Source organism: Saccharopolyspora sp. 6M (genome assembly GCF_020176775.1).
Classification (GTDB): Bacteria; Actinomycetota; Actinomycetes; order Mycobacteriales; family Pseudonocardiaceae; genus Saccharopolyspora_C; species Saccharopolyspora_C gregorii.
Genome location: NZ_JAIUJZ010000241.1, coordinates 1 through 14010, shown reverse-complemented (window position 1 = coordinate 14010; position 14010 = coordinate 1). Strand labels below are relative to the sequence as shown.

The 14010-nt window shown below is 72.8% G+C and carries 14 protein-coding genes; 5 read left to right on the top strand and 9 right to left on the bottom strand.

The features are described 5' to 3' along the window. Positions 1 to 261: 261 nt before the first annotated feature. Positions 262 to 1170 carry a class A beta-lactamase gene (gene bla, locus LCD31_RS26055; protein ID WP_224962327.1) on the bottom strand — a complete coding sequence of 303 codons (909 nt, stop codon included), beginning with the start codon at positions 1168 to 1170 and terminating at the stop codon, positions 262 to 264. Positions 1171 to 1299: 129 nt separating this feature from the next. Here bla and LCD31_RS26050 point away from each other — a divergent pair, with 129 nt between their 5' ends. Together LCD31_RS26050 and LCD31_RS26045 are read left to right on the top strand one after the other, a co-directional pair. Then, a complete protein-coding gene (locus tag LCD31_RS26050) occupies positions 1300 to 2193 on the top strand; it encodes a LysR family transcriptional regulator (protein WP_224962325.1) in 894 nt (297 codons plus the stop codon). Then, the gene (locus LCD31_RS26045; RefSeq protein ID WP_224962323.1) at positions 2190 to 3092 is read left to right on the top strand and encodes a serine hydrolase; all 903 of its coding nucleotides are present in this window, start codon (positions 2190 to 2192) and stop codon (positions 3090 to 3092) included. Before LCD31_RS26050 ends, LCD31_RS26045 begins: the two co-directional genes overlap by 4 nt. A gap of 39 nt (positions 3093 to 3131) precedes the next feature. Here the strand turns inward: LCD31_RS26045 and LCD31_RS26040 are convergent, their stop codons facing one another. Then, the gene (locus tag LCD31_RS26040; RefSeq protein ID WP_224962321.1) at positions 3132 to 4355 is read right to left on the bottom strand and encodes an oxygenase MpaB family protein; all 1224 of its coding nucleotides are present in this window, start codon (positions 4353 to 4355) and stop codon (positions 3132 to 3134) included. Positions 4356 to 4413: 58 nt separating this feature from the next. Here LCD31_RS26040 and LCD31_RS26035 point away from each other — a divergent pair, with 58 nt between their 5' ends. After that, entirely contained in the window at positions 4414 to 5043 is a 630-nt protein-coding gene (locus LCD31_RS26035) for a TetR/AcrR family transcriptional regulator (protein ID WP_224962319.1), read from the top strand. 51 nt (positions 5044 to 5094) lie between these two features. Here LCD31_RS26035 and LCD31_RS26030 read toward each other — a convergent pair whose 3' ends face one another. The 7 genes from LCD31_RS26030 to LCD31_RS26000 form a co-directional block, all read right to left on the bottom strand. After that, positions 5095 to 5517: a lasso peptide biosynthesis B2 protein gene (locus tag LCD31_RS26030; RefSeq protein ID WP_224962317.1), complete on the bottom strand. Its 423-nt coding sequence runs from the start codon at positions 5515 to 5517 to the stop codon at positions 5095 to 5097. Further along, positions 5514 to 5783 carry a lasso peptide biosynthesis PqqD family chaperone gene (locus LCD31_RS26025; protein WP_224962315.1) on the bottom strand — a complete coding sequence of 90 codons (270 nt, stop codon included), beginning with the start codon at positions 5781 to 5783 and terminating at the stop codon, positions 5514 to 5516. The genes LCD31_RS26030 and LCD31_RS26025 overlap by 4 nt, the downstream gene beginning before the upstream one ends. Then, complete coding sequence (locus LCD31_RS26020; protein ID WP_224962313.1) at positions 5783 to 7591, bottom strand: asparagine synthase-related protein; 1809 nt, start codon at positions 7589 to 7591, stop codon at positions 5783 to 5785. The genes LCD31_RS26025 and LCD31_RS26020 overlap by 1 nt, the downstream gene beginning before the upstream one ends. An 88-nt stretch (positions 7592 to 7679) precedes the next feature. Continuing rightward, positions 7680 to 7796 carry a lasso RiPP family leader peptide-containing protein gene (locus tag LCD31_RS26015; protein WP_224962311.1) on the bottom strand — a complete coding sequence of 39 codons (117 nt, stop codon included), beginning with the start codon at positions 7794 to 7796 and terminating at the stop codon, positions 7680 to 7682. Between the two features lie 364 nt (positions 7797 to 8160). Beyond that, on the bottom strand, positions 8161 to 9924 hold the full coding sequence (locus LCD31_RS26010; protein WP_224962309.1) for an ABC transporter ATP-binding protein: 1764 nt from the start codon (positions 9922 to 9924) through the stop codon (positions 8161 to 8163). Positions 9925 to 10044: 120 nt separating this feature from the next. After that, positions 10045 to 10752, bottom strand: a complete 708-nt coding sequence (locus LCD31_RS26005) for a hypothetical protein (protein ID WP_224962307.1) — start codon at positions 10750 to 10752, stop codon at positions 10045 to 10047. A 389-nt stretch (positions 10753 to 11141) separates the two neighbouring features. Beyond that, positions 11142 to 12767 (bottom strand): ABC-F family ATP-binding cassette domain-containing protein, encoded by a 1626-nt coding sequence (locus LCD31_RS26000; RefSeq protein WP_224962305.1) that lies wholly within the window; start codon positions 12765 to 12767, stop codon positions 11142 to 11144. A 378-nt stretch (positions 12768 to 13145) separates the two neighbouring features. Here LCD31_RS26000 and LCD31_RS29695 point away from each other — a divergent pair, with 378 nt between their 5' ends. Then, a complete protein-coding gene (locus tag LCD31_RS29695) occupies positions 13146 to 13352 on the top strand; it encodes a type II toxin-antitoxin system RelE/ParE family toxin (protein WP_224962303.1) in 207 nt (68 codons plus the stop codon). Positions 13353 to 13365: 13 nt separating this feature from the next. Continuing rightward, the gene (locus LCD31_RS25990; RefSeq protein WP_224962301.1) at positions 13366 to 13671 is read left to right on the top strand and encodes a HigA family addiction module antitoxin; all 306 of its coding nucleotides are present in this window, start codon (positions 13366 to 13368) and stop codon (positions 13669 to 13671) included. Positions 13672 to 14010: the final 339 nt, after the last annotated feature.

Below are 14010 nucleotides of genomic sequence, written 5' to 3'. Positions count from 1 at the left end.
CCCCCACCCCGCGGGGGCTCCCCGCTCCCCCCGGACTCCCCCGGCTGCGCCCCCCCCCGGCAAAAACCCCCCCCCCCCCACAACCCCGCTGAGAACCCGCTGCGGTGCCGGTGTCTCAGGTGGTCGTTTGCTCAGCGGCTTCGCCGCTGACAGGAAGGACGATGGGGCCTGGTAGCGGCTGGTTTTTCTTTGGGTTGGGAACGCTCCCTCCGCCTGGTGGTGGGGGGAGCGTTCTGCTGCGGTCGTCCACTTCGGACTTGGTCAGCCCAGGGCGTTCACTGCGATCTTCGTGGCTTCGACGATCAGCGCGTCGTCGTAGTCGGCGTCCACCGCCGCGCGGTCCGACAGCACCGACAGCATGATCGGCGCCCGGTTCGGCGGGTGGATCACCGCGATGTCGTTGCGGGTGCCGTGGTCCGCGGCACCGGACTTGTCGCCGACGCGCCAGCCCGCGGGCACCCCGGCCGGGATGAGGTCGGTGGTGAGCGTGTTGGCGCCCATCATCTCGTTGAGCAGCGCCCGCTGCTCCGGCGCCAGCACGTCCCCGGTGGTGTAGGCGCGCAGGCTCGCGGCGAGCGCGCGCGGCGTGCTGGTGTCCCGCGGGTCGCCGGGGGAGGTCCGGTTCAGGTCGGTCTCGGTCCGGTCCGAGCGGGTCGTGGTGTCGCCCAGCCCGCGCAGCGCGGCGGTGAACTCGGCCGGTCCGCCGAGTTCGCGGAACAGCAGGTTCGCCGCGGTGTTGTCGCTGTAGCGGATCGCGGCGTCGATCACCTCGCGCAGGGTGAGGCCGTCGGCCACGTGCTGCTCGGTGACCGGCGAGTTCTCGACCAGGTCGGCCTGCGAGTAGGTGATGCGGCGGTCCAGGTCGGCGGGGGAGTTGCGCCGCAGCACCTCGCCGGAGGACAGCGCCTTGTGCGTGGAGGCGAACGCGAACCGCTCGTCGGCGCGGTGCACGACCTCCCGGCCGGTCCCGGTGTCCAGCGCGTACACCCCGAGGCGCGCGTCGAACCGCCGCTCCAGCTCGTCGAACTCGGCCTGCCGCGCGGTGGCGGCGGACGCGGGGGGAGTGGCGGCCGAGGTGGCGGGCGCGGCGCTCACGCCGCCGGTGCACCCCGCGAGGGTGAGCGCGGCCAGCGCGGCGACCGCGACCTGGTGGAAACGCTGCTTGAGCACGGGTCTTCCCTTTCGTCACTGCCCGACGAGCCGGTGCGGCCGTCGGCGCGACCAGTCTCACCACTCCGCGGCCATGCTGTCCAAGACGGAAACCGAGGTTCTCATGCGGATCCGGCATACACTGCGGTCGTGGACTTGGTGGGTGGGTGCCGGGCGTTCGTCAGCGTCAGCGAAGTGGGCAGCTTCACCGGCGGTTCGGCCGCCGCGGGCATCCCGCAACCGGTGGCGAGCCGCCGCATCGCCGCGCTGGAGCGGCATCTCGGGGAGCGGCTGTTCGACCGCTCGGCGCGGCGCGTGCTGCTGACCCCGTTCGGCCGGGACCTGCTGCCGCGGGCCCGGCAGCTGGTGCGCTCGGCCGACGCCCTGGAGCAGGACGCGAAGCGGGCCCGGCTGCGCCCGGTGCGGCTGGCGGTGCCCGCGACCTGCACCACCCGCGCGCTGGCCGAGCTGGACGCGGCGGCGCGCACCCACGAGCTGTTCCTGGAGTTCCGGCGCGCCGACCCGGCCGAACGGGTGGACCTGGTGCGCACCCTCGACGTGCGGGCCGCGCTGGTGGCGGTGCCCGCGGACGAGGCCGAGTGGTGGGTGCCGCTCGGCGTCGCCGGTACGACCGAGCGGCACCGCGGGCCGGTGCACCTGGATTCGTTGCGCGCCGGCCGCGCCGAGCGCTCGCCGCGGCGCCGGGTGTGGATCCAGCCGGAGGACGACGTGCCGCACGTGCGGGACCGGTTGTTGCGGGTGCGCGACGCGGTGGGGCTCCGGCCCGCGCAGGTCGCTGTGGCAGAGTCGCTGAGCGCGGGCGCCGCCGAGGCGCTCGGATCGGCGGACCTGCTGCTGTGCTCGGCCGAGCAGGCCGTCGAGTTCGGGTTCTTGTGGCACCCGGTCGCGGAACTGCCGCTGGCGCGCGGCTACGGGATCACCGCGGAGGCCGGGTACGACGCGGACCTGCTGCGGACGGCGCTGCGGGCGGACGTCGCCTGCTGCCTCGGCGCGGTGGACGGAACCGGACTGGAGAACGGGTGAACGCGGAAGCACTGATCGGCGAACTGCTCGCCGAACTCGACGACGGCGGGCTGCGCGGCTCGTTCCTGGTGCGGGACCTCGATTCCGGGCGCGAGATCGGCATCGAACCGGACGTCGCCCACCCCGTCGCCTCCCTGATCAAGATCCCGCTGGTGGCGGCGACCCTGGAACGCGTCCGCCGCGGCGAACTGGACGGCGCCGCCGAGGTGCTGGTGCGGCCCGGGGCCATCACCACGCCCGGACCGACCGGGCTGAGCCGGTTCCGGCATCCGGCGCGGGTGGCGCTGGACGACCTGATGTACCTGGCGGTGGCGCTCAGCGACAACGTGGCGGCCGACGCGCTGTTCGCGCTCACCTCGCCGGCCGAGGTCACCCGGATGCTGCGGGAGTGGGGGCTGCGCGGCATCACCGCCCGCCACCTGGTCGGCGACCTGTCGGAGACGCCCGCCGAGCGCTTCGCCGCCGCCGACGTGCACCTGGCCCACGCGCTGGCCATCGGCGCCCGCACCGCGGATCGCGGGCATCCGCTCGCGCAGCTCGACGTGACGCGCGCGAATTCCGGGTCGGCACGGGATTTCGTGGACCTGCTGCAGGAGTTGTGGCGGCCCGACCGCATCGCCGAACCGGTCGCCGAGCGGACGCGGGAGCTGCTGGGCGCGAACCTGCTGCGGCACCGGCTGGCCCCGGACTTCAGCTCGGACGCGACCACGTGGTCGTCGAAGACGGGCACGCTGCTGAACCTGCGGCACGAGGTCGGCGTCGTCGAGCACGACGACGGGCACCGGTTCGCGATCGCCGCGCTCACCGAGTCCCGGGTGCCCGCCGCCACCCAGCCGGAGGCCGAGTTCTTGATGGCTCGCACGGCCCGGAGGCTCCGCGACCACCTCCGCCGCTGGTAGTCCGGTCCTGAGCGACGATCGGGCGGTGGGGGCGCCGGGTCAGCCGGGCAGCGCGCCGATCTCGGGCCGGGCGCCGGCGAAGGTGCGCCGCAGGTCCCGGTCGGCGAAGCGGTCCCCGGCCCGTTCCAGGTGGCGGCGCCCGCGCCGGCTGCGCGCGACGAGCCCCGACTTCACCAGGTTCGCCGCCCAGATCGGGGGAATCGCCCAGCTCGGCGTCACCGGCAGCGCCAGGTCCCGCAGGCCCTGCTTGCCGAGGAAGAAGCGCAGCATGCTCAGCAGCCGAAGCCGCGCGTACCGCCCGGCCAGCGGACCGCGCCCCAGCGTCGGCTGGCCGTCGACCAGCGCACCGGACAGCGCCGCGCCGGCCGGTGTCACGTCGTCCTGCACGCGCAGCACGTGGTAGTTGAACCGGTTCTGCTCGCGTTCGGTGTCGAACAGGAAGTCCTCGTCCACGCCCAGCAGCCAGCCCACGTACTTCCAGGCGTGCATGATCGCCCGCGATTCCGCCGGGGTGACCAGCCAGCCGAGCGCCCGCACCCCCAGCAGCAGCGTGCCGTTGAACAGTCCCAGCGTCGCCGCCTGGTCGGCCTGGTTGATCGGCAGCCCCCAGCGCTGCACGTCCCACCGCCCGTTCGTCTCGAAGCGGTGGTTGATCAACGCGTGCATGGCGCGGACGTGCACGGTCAGCCGGAATCCCTCGCCGTCGCGGCGCATTCCGCCGGGGCGGCTGGTGGCCAGCGCCCACTTCTTCGTCTCGCCGAGCCGGCGCATCGCGGTCGCGCCGGTCAGCCCGCCGGTCGCCACCAGCAGGTCCGGTGGGCCGCCGAACCGGTAGCCGCCGATCAGCGACAGCTGCAGCAGCACGTCGTCCACGTTGCGCCCCATCCGGCGGATGGCGCGCGCCCCGCGCTCCACCAGGTCGGGATCGACCCAGTCGGGGGTCCGCTCCACCACGGCGAAGAACTCGCGCAACGCCGCAGGCGCGTCCGGCGGCACCCCGTCGTCCAGCGCACGGGCGAACTGCGCCATCGTCACCCGCTGCTCGGCGGGGACCTCGCGGCCCATCGCGCGCACCAGCCGCGCCCCGGGCTCGTCGCGGGTGAACATCCGCCGCCCGATGCGGTCCACCAGCTCCTCGTCGAGCTCGTCCACCCGGGCGGCCAGCCGCAGCACCCGCCCGATCCGCCGGGAGCGCTCCGGGGCGCCGAAGAACCGGTCCGGGTACACCGCCCCGGGAGTGCGTTGCGTCACAGGTGAGGTCATGCCGATGATGCTGACACGAAGATTCATTCGCGTTCAATTCGCGTTTCCGGAGGTGCCCGTGGCCGCTCGAACCCGGCGTCCGATGCGGCGCGAGCCCAGCCAGGAGCGCTCCCGCGCGATGGTGCGGCGCATCCTCGACGCCGGGTACGAGGTGCTGCTGGAGCACGGCTACGACCGGGCGAGCACCGGGCGCATCGCCGCGGCGGCGGGCATCAGCCCTGGGTCGCTGTACCAGTACTTCCCGGACAAGCACGTGCTGCTCGGCGAGGTCGTGGACCGCTGCGCCGACCGGCTGCGCACTCGCATTTCGCGCGCGTTCGTCGCCAACCTCGCGGGCGGCTCGCTGCCGGACGCGGTGCGCGGCAACGTGCTCGCGCTCATCACCGCGTTCGAGGAGAACGCGGGCCTGCTGCGGGTGCTCTACGAGCAGCTGCCGCCGAACGCCGACACCCGCCGCGCCGACTTCAAGCACCGCATCGACGAGCTCGTCACCACCGCCCTGCTGGGGTACCTCCCCGGCGGTGCCCGGGCCGACGCGGTGGCCTGGGTGCTGGTGCGGACCGTGGAGAACCTGGCGATCAGCTACGTGCTGGACCCGCCCGAGGTGGACCGGGAGGACGCGGTGGAGGAGATCACCGCGCTGCTCACCGGTTACCTCGCGACCAGGCTCGATCCGGAGCGACGCTGACCGAGGGCGGCGGGAAGCAGCGGTCGGGGCACCGGCGCACGTCCGGAGAGTTCACCGCGCGAGCGGCGGCACGGTCAGCAGAGGGTGGAACGAGTCGATGCTCGCGTTCTCGCCGACCGCGATGTCGTCGGCCTCCACCCAGGCGTGCGCGCCGAACGGGTCGGTGCGCGCCCCCACCCGCCAGGTCGGCCACTGCCCGCGGCAGCGGCACAGCAGGGCGATGGCGATCGACCGCGGCAGGCAGCCCTTGCCGGCGCAGGTCAGGCTCACCGCCACCACGGCCTGCCGGATCGCGAGTGCTCGATCGTGCTCGGCTGGCCGAGCCCGGCCGCGGATCACCGTTAGCACCGCGCGAATCCGGCGCGGCGGCAGCCGGGACAGGCCCAGCGCGACGACGACGGCGAACCGTGCCGCCAGCCGGTCCCGCAGCGGCGGGCGGGCGGCGCTGCGGAACAGCGCTTCGGGGGTGCTCACGAGCGCACCGCCAACCGGGCCGCCGCCAGTTGTTCGGTCAGTTCGCGCACATCGCGCAGCGCCTCGTCCAGGCCGACGTCACCGGGTGGGCTGTCGGCGACCAGCGCCGCCGCGACCTCGTGCTCCCCGGCGCCGTCGAGCAGCATCCGCAGCGCGGTCGCCGCGGATCCGTTGAGCTGCCAGTACTCCCCGGACCGCTGGTCCAGCAGCACCGATCCTTCGTCGGTGCCCGCCAGCGACACCTCGTGGTGCAACCGCACTCCCATCAGGACACCTCCTGCTCGACGAGCTCCGGTGCGGTCTCCGCTTCGAGATCGCGCAGCCAGCGCTCGCAGCCGAACGTCGTGGACATCGCGTACGGGGTGAACAGCCGCAGCTGCAGGCCGGTGCACACCGACCGCAGCCGGTCGGCGTCGATCAGGCCGAGCGCGGCCAGCCGGGAGTCCTCGCACAGGGCGGCGAGCGCGGCGACGTTCCGCCGGATACCGCTGTGCTCCAGGTTGGAGCCCTCCGCCTTCGTGGACCGCCGCAGCGATCGTTCCGGGACGAGCCCGCGCATCGCCTCCACCAGCAGCGGCTTGTACCGCCACGGCGAGCGGCGTTCGTGCGGCCGGGCCGCGGCGCAGGCGGCGATCACGGCGTCGTCCAAGTACGGCGAGGACAACCGGACGCCTCCTGCGGCGTAGACGGGCACGGTGCCGCGCACCAGCCCGGCGCACTGCCGGATGCCCCAGGTCGTGTGGTGTTCGGTCCACGGCACGTCCCGCGCCGACTCGGCTTCGGCGATCAGCAGGTCCCGCACCGCGTCCACCGCGTCCGGCGTCGCCCACGGCGGCAGCTGCAGCAGCGCCGAGGCCCCTTCGTCGTCCAGCGGGGACGCGATCACGGTGCGCGCCCGGTCCGCCAGCCACGCCGGGTAGGTGCGCCGCTGTTCCCACGCCATCCGCGCGATGTCGGCCCACGTCCAGTGCTCCAGCGCGCGGTAACCGCGCAGCTGGGCGAACGCGGTCCACGGGTGGCGGAGCAGGAAGTCGAACACCCCGGCCGATCCGCCGGGCAGCACCTCGTCCCCGCCGTCGCCGCTGAGGTGCAGTTCCGATCCGGCCGCGCCGAGCTCCGCCGCCAGCGCCCGGTAGGTCCGGCGGTCCTCGATGCCGGGGAACGGTTCGTCCCACGGCAGCCCGGGTTCCAGCAGGTCTTCGTAGTGCGTGGGCAGCTCGCCGAACTCGTACTGCAGCCGGTTGATGCGGGGCAGTGATTCGGCGGCCAGGTCGGCCCATTCCGGGTCGTCGTCGCCGAGGTCTGCGGCCAGCGTCGTCAGCGTCGTCAGCGGCCGGTCCTCGCGGGCGGCGAGGAAGCACAGCGTCGTGGAGTCCAGCCCACCGGAGAGGTCGCTGCTGAGCACCAGCCCCGATCCGGTGCGCGCTCGCACCGCCCGATCCAGCGCGTCGCGCAGTCCGACGGCGGCCTCGGCCAGCGGGAGTTCGGCCGGTGGCGGTGTCCAGCGGCGGTGCGCCCGGGGGCGGCCGCGTTCGTCGAGCACCAGGCAGTCGTCCTCGTCGACCGCCTGCACCCCGGCCCACAGCGGCGCGTGCACGGTGTGCAGCGCGACCTCCGAGAGCAGCAGCCGCAGCAGCAGCCGCTGCGGGTCCACAGTGGATCCGGCGAGCGGGCCGAGCACGTCGGCCCTGGTGGCGGCGGCGGTCACCCCGCCGATCCGGGTGTGCATCAGCTTGCGCAGCCCGGAGAGGGTGCCCTGCGCGCGGACCTTGCCGCGGACGGAGGCGAACAGGTGGTAGCAGCCGGGGACGTCGAACGTGGTCCGGTCCAGGTCGGTGACCGAGCCGGCGCGCCGTGCGATCCGGTCCAGCTCCGCGGTGTCGGCCGCGCACACGCCGAGCGCCGCGACCCTGCTGCCGCCCGCCGAGCCGACCCGCAGGTCCGCGGGATTCCAGTCGCCGACCAGCCAGGGCAGCCCCGAGTGGTGCTGCACCCGGCGGGCCGGGCGCAGGGAGTCGGCTATCGAGGCGGATTCGGGGTGGTCGGGCAGGACCACGAGCCATTCGCCGTTCATGGGTTGCCGCCGTTCATGGGATGCGCGCCTCCAGCCGGGTCGACGAGGGGTGGCGCGAGCCGCAGTGCGCACGGCTCGCGCCCGCTGCTCAGAGCAGGATGTGCCGCGGCCGACGGCGGTGTCCCTTGTCCTTGCGCACCGGACGGCTGTGCTGGGTCAGCTTCTGGAACTCGCCGACCTTGAGGATGGTGGGCTTGGAATACATGGCCACTCCTGGGAATCGGTGTTGCCCGGATTCGGTGTGGTGCACGCTGATCAACGCATTCCGATGTTATCCGCGGGGCGGGGTGGGAAACCATGTCGCGGGCCGGGAAAAGGCTGCCGAGGAACTGCCGCGCGCTGTCGTCGGGGGTGGATATTCCGTCTGGTCAGTGTCGTAGAGCGTCCGTGCTGATCTCGTTCGGGTGGTTTTTCGCCATTCGCCGCATCCGATTCTCGCCGGGCGCGCGAAAAGCCTCGCCGGACGGATCCGGCGAGGCTGGCGGATCGAGCGGATCGGAAGTTCGGAAGGCGGCACGGATCGGGTGGAGCGGGCGGACCGCGGCGGACCGCGGCGGACCGGCGTCGGATCACCCGGGTCGCACGGTGCTGTTCTCCGCGATCTCGCCCGATTCCAGCGCCACCACCGAATCCGCGGACCGGATGGTGGACGGCCGGTGCGCGATGACGAGCAGCGTGCATTCGGCGGAGACCTTCGCGATGGTCTCGGTCAGCGCCGCCTCGTTCGCGCTGTCGAGCTGCGAGGTCGGTTCGTCCAGCAGCAGCAGCCGAGGCCGGGGCAGCAGCGCCCTGGCGAGCGCGACGCGCTGCCGTTCTCCGCCGGAGAGCAGGTCGCCGTGGTCGCCGACGGGGGTGTCGAGGCCGTGCGGCAGCCGTCGCACGAGTGGTTCCAGCGCGGCCAGCGCCACGACCCGCTCGATTTCCCCGGATTCGGCGTCGGGTCGGCCGTAGGCGATGTTCTCGCCGAGCGTGCCGTGCATGATCGGGCAGTGCTGCTCGACGAGGCTGAGCCGCGCGCGGCAGTCGGTGCGGCTCAGCTCCCGGGTGTCGCGGCCGTCGAGCAGGATCTTCCCGCGGTCCTGGTCGTAGAACCGGGCCAGCAGCGCGAAGATCGTGGACTTGCCGGCTCCGGACGGCCCGACCAGCGCGGTGTGCGTGTGGCGCGGCACCGCGAACGAGACGCCGCGCAGCACCGGCCGGTCCGGTTCGTAGCCGAACCACACGTCGCGCAGTTCCACCGCGGGCACGTCGGAGGCGGCCGGTTCGCGCGGCACCGCGGTGATCGGCGCGCGGTCCTCCTCGACCGGCATCCGGGTGACGTCGTCGACCCGTTGCAGCGCGGCCATCCCGCGCTGCAGGGTGGCGAGCACGTCGAAGATGTTCGCCATCGGTGCGGCGATGTAGGTGACGTACAGCAGGAATCCGACCAGGTCGGCGAGCGAGGAAGCGCCGCTGACCACGCGGATGCCGCCGACGACGAGCACCGCGATCAACGAGGCGTGCATGGCCAGCGTCATCGCCGGGTTCACCACCGCGTCCCGCCTGGCCGCGCCGAGGTTCTGCCGGTACACCTGCTGCGCCAGGCCGCCGATGCGGTCCTGCTCGCGGTCTTCGGCGCGCAGCACCCGCACGGTGCGGATCGCCGAGAGCGCCCGCTCCAGTTCCGCGGTCATGCCGCCGAGGCTGTCCTGCGCGTCCTCCACGGACCGGCGGATCCCGGTGAGCAGCAACGTGGTCAGCGCCCCGATGGTGCCGATGATGGCCAGCACGATGAGGAACATGGCGGCGTCCAGCCAGATCATCATGGCGGTGCCGCCGACCACCACGAACACGCCGACGACGACCTCGGACAGGTCGTAGGCGAGGGTGTCGCGCAGCAGGGTGGTGTCGCTGGTGGTGCGGGAGAGCAGGTCGCCGAGGCGGCGCTGCTCGTAGCCGCGCATCGGCAGCCGCAGCAGGGTGCGCACCACGCGCTGCCGCAGCCCCAGCACGATGCCCTCGCCGGAGCGCTCCAGCGCGTAGGCGCCGAGCGCGGTGATCACCGCTTCGCTGAGGAACACCACGGCCAGCAGCCCGATCAGCGGCAGGTACGGCTGCTGCCGGGAGAACGAGTCGATGGCGCGGCCGGCCAGCAGCGGCTGCACCAGGCCGAGCGCGGCGCCCAGCAGGGAGAGCACCAGGGCGAGCGCGATCGCGCGCTGGTGCCCGCGCGCGACCTGGACGAGGTCGCGGACGCCGACGCGGCGGCCCGGTTCGGCCGCCTGGTCCGGTTCGGGGATCTCGTCGTCGTCCGAGTCCTCGCTGCGCCGGGTGGACCGGAATGCTTGTAGCACGGGGCTCCTTCTTCCTGCGGGTGCGCGGGTTCCGGTGAGCGGTACCCGGTCGCGGCGTGGCCGCCGGATCCGCCGTGGGGCGGATGCCGGCTCTCCGGTGCCGGTGTCCGCGCGTTCGGTTCAGCGCCTGCTGCCGCACGGTGGTGGCCGGGGCGCGGGTTCCGGTTCGGGGTGGTCGGCGTCCTCGCCGGTGATCAGTCCCCACCGGGTGGCGGTGGCGATGGCTTCGCTGCGGTTGCGGGACCCGAGCCGGTGGTAGATCTCCCGCACCAGCCGGTACATCTGACGTTCGGAATAGCCGGTGGACTTGGCGATGTCGGCGACGGGGTTGCCCATGGCGAGCCGGGTGAGCAGGTCGCGGTCGACGCCGGTGAGCTGCACCGCGCCGGGTGGGCGGCTCGGCCCGGTGCACAGGGCGCGGGCGACGCCGCGCGGCAGCAGCACGTCGCCGCGCAACGCCAGCCGCAGCACCGAGATGATCTCGTCGAGGTCGGCGTCCTGGGCGGCGGCGCCGTCGGCGCCGAGGCGCAGCGCGGCCCGGTAGTCGTCCGGCCCGGCCGCGTCGAGCAGCGCGATCAGCACGCCGTCCGGCCGGGCGCGACGGAGCGCGGCGAGGGCGGCGAGGTCGCGGCACGGCACTTCGACGAGGCAGGCGTCCCAGCCGGTGCGCTCGGCCGCGTCCGCCGGGGTCGATTCGCGCACCTCGAACGCGTCGGGCGCGGAGTTCCGCAAGCCGAGGGCGAGGCCGCACCGGTAGGCGGGGACGCCGTGCGCGATGAGCACGATCGGATTCCGCGTGGCTTCGTCGCCGGAAACGCTGGTCCGCACCTTTCCTCCTCCGAATCGACATGGCACATCGAATTCGCACGATGCGGCCCCGCAGTGCAACGAGCACTCCGCGGTATTCCTCGCCGGACGGGAGCCGCTTTCGCAGGGGTGTTCTCGCCGCGATTAGGAGCGGCCGTGCGGCCGGTCAGGTGCGTCGTGCTCCGCGATTCCGGGCAGCGCGCATCTCCCCATCGACGCGTCCGGAATTCGTCGTTTTCCCAGTTATGTCCACGCTACGCGAACCGGCGGTATCCGGGTACGCCCCAACGGGTAGTGAAATTCCTGCTCCGGAGTGACTTTCGCGCGGGTGGCGAGGTGATTTCCCGCCTGCTTCGCTTTCGACATTCCAGCGGGACATTTCCACCGCGCCTCCGGTCGGGCGGTGCGGGTCATCTCCCGCCGGTGTCGCGCAGTTCGCCGCCGGACAGGTGCAGCCGCCGCGGCACGTCGACCTCGGAGAGGAAGCGCTCGTCGTGGCTGACGACGACCAGCGCCCCTTCGTAGGCGTTCAGCGCTTCGACGAGCTGCCCGGTGCTGACCAGGTCGAGGTTGTTGGTGGGTTCGTCGAGCAGCAGCAGTTGCGGCGCCGGTTCCGCGCACAGCACGCACGCCAGCGTCGCCCGCAACCGTTCACCGCCGGAGAGCGCGCCGACGGGCAGGTGCATCCGGTCGCCGGCGAACAGGAATCGCGCCAGCACGTGCATGAACCGGGTCCGCGGCAGTTCCGGGGCGGCGTCCCGCAGGTTCTCAGCGGTGGATCGGTCCAGGTCGAGCAGGTCGAGCCGCTGCGACAGGGACGCGATCCGCCCGTCGAACCGGGCGATCTCCCCGCCGTCCGGCGCGAGGTCGCCGCTGATCAGCCGCAGCAGCGTCGACTTGCCGGACCCGTTGCCGCCGCTGAGCGCGATGCGCTCGGGGCCGCGGATGGCGAGGTCGATCCCGTCGCCGAACAGCGCGTGACCGCCCAGGTCCAGCCGGATTCCGGTGCCGTGGAACAGGGTTCGCCCGGCGGGCACGCGCGTGCCGGGCAGCGTCAGCGCGAGCACGTCGTCGTCGCGCACCGCCCGGTTCGCCTCGTCGAGCCTGCGGCGGGCGTCGTCGACGCGCTGCCCGTGGGTGTCGTCGGTGCGGCCCGCGGATTCCTGCGCGCGCCGCTTGCGCGCCCCGGCGAGGATCTTCGGCAGCCCGGCGGAATCGGCGTTGCGGGCCGCGTTGCTCGCCCGCCGGTCGGCGCGTTCGCGGGCCTGCTGCCGTTCCCGCTTCTCGCGCTTGAGCTCTTGTTCGGCGTTGCGCACGTTGCGCTCGGCCACGTCGCGTTCGGCGAGCCGCGCCTGTTCGTAGGCGGTGAAGTTCCCGCCGTACCAGCGGATCTCGCCGCGGTCGAGCTCGGCGATGCGGTCCATCCGGTCCAGCAGTTCCCGGTCGTGGCTGACCAGCAGCAGGCAGCCGCCGAACTCGGCCAGCACCCGGTGCAGCCGGTCGCGCGCGTCCCGGTCGAGGTTGTTCGTCGGCTCGTCCAGCAGCAGCACGTCCGGCCGCTTGAGCAGTTGCGCGGCGAGCCCGATCGCCACCGCCTGCCCGCCGCTGCAGGTGCGCAGCGTCCGGTCCAGCGCGATGTCGCCGAGCCCGAGGCGCCCCAGCTCGGCGCGGGCGCGTTCCTCGACGTCCCAGTCGGAGCCGACGACCGCGAAGTGCGCCTCGTCCACGTCCCCGGCCTCGATGGCCCGCAGCGCGCGCAGCACCGGCGCGATCTCCAGCACGTCCGCGACGGTGCGATCACCGCGCAACGGCAGCGTCTGCGGCAGGTAGCCGACCACGCCGTGCGCGGTCGCCGTGCCCGAGCGCGGCGCGAGCTCCCCGGCGATCAACCGCAGCAACGTGCTCTTGCCCGCGCCGTTCGGCGCGACCAGCCCGGTGCGGCCCGGGCCCGCCGTGCACGACAGGTCGTCGAACACCGGCGTGTCGTCCGGCCAGGAGAAGGTGAGGTGGGAACAGGTGATCAACGCATCGGCCATGGTGAGCTCTCCCGCGTCAGGCGGGCGCACCGCGGTCGTGCTCCCGATCACGCGAACACCGGCGGACCAAGGGAGAACCGGTGAATCGGCGGAGCACTGGGCAGCGGCCCGAGGAACGAACAGTGGTGGGATACGACGACGCGCCCTCCGAACCACCCGGATCCGGGCAGCGGAGGCGCACGGCACTCCGAGCTCACCCGGAGATGTCGTCCTCGCTCACCACGTCGACCACTCCTTCACCACCGGCCGCGACCCGGCCACCGACCAGCACCGTAACAGCGCCCCACCCCAAGACAAACCGATTTTCGCCGGTGGAGGCGCGCCCGGGGTAAGCCCCGCGTGTACGGGGCTTACCATCGAATGCGCTGACCGTGGGGAGTGCGCGACGCTCTCAAGAGCCGGGCGTTCGAATGCACGCCACGTGAACTTGCCGTGGTGCACGCTGTCGAGCACATCAACGACCTTCGCATCCCGCCAGGTAACCGACTCGAACAGCTCAGCATCCGCGTCAAACAGCAGTGGCGCATCTGCTTCACCTGGCACGGCGGCGACGTCCACGATGTCGAGATCGTCGACTACCACTGACAGGAGGGCCAGGATGAACACCGACACCACCATGGACCCGGTTCACCCCGGCGAGATCCTCAACGAAGAGTTCCTCCAGCCCCTCGGCATCAGTCAGTACCGGCTCGCCAAGGACATCGGCGTCCCCGCCCGGCGGATCAACGAGATCGTGCACGGCGACCGCGGCATCACCGCGAACACCGCGCTTCGGCTGGCCCGCTACCTCGGCACCAGCGAGAGGTTCTTCCTCAACCTCCAGGAGCACTACGACCTGGAGATCGAGAAGGACCGGCTCGGGGAAGAGCTCGATCGGATCACGCCGCTCGCCAACGTCGGCTGACGACGAGACGAAACCCGCGCACCATCCTTCGGATCGAGACGGGGCGCAGGTCACCCTGAATGCGCGAGGCTTACTCGCGGCCGAACCCGTTCACCACCCGGTACCGGGGAAGAACCCCGCGTGCGCGGGGCTTACCGCGGGGAGTTTCCGCAGTCCATCGAGTACTCGGGACCATCCCCGTCCCCGCGTGCGTGGGGCTTACTCGGCAACGCCGACGACCGGTTCATCCTCCGCAGGTCCATCCCCGCGTGCACGGGGCTTAAGAACTGCTAACAGAAGGTTTGGGTGCGTCGGTGTTGGATGAGGCAGGTGGTGAGTTGGAGGAGGCTGTCGTGGATG

Coding starts and splice junctions, on each gene's coding strand:
- LCD31_RS25990 (WP_224962301.1), top strand. CDS start 13,366: ATGAACACCGACACCACCATGGACCCGGTTCACCCCGGCGAGATCCTC.
- LCD31_RS26000 (WP_224962305.1), bottom strand. CDS start 12,767: ATGGCCGATGCGTTGATCACCTGTTCCCACCTCACCTTCTCCTGGCCG.
- LCD31_RS26015 (WP_224962311.1), bottom strand. CDS start 7,796: ATGTATTCCAAGCCCACCATCCTCAAGGTCGGCGAGTTCCAGAAGCTG.
- LCD31_RS26020 (WP_224962313.1), bottom strand. CDS start 7,591: ATGAACGGCGAATGGCTCGTGGTCCTGCCCGACCACCCCGAATCCGCC.
- LCD31_RS26025 (WP_224962315.1), bottom strand. CDS start 5,783: ATGGGAGTGCGGTTGCACCACGAGGTGTCGCTGGCGGGCACCGACGAA.
- LCD31_RS26040 (WP_224962321.1), bottom strand. CDS start 4,355: ATGACCTCACCTGTGACGCAACGCACTCCCGGGGCGGTGTACCCGGAC.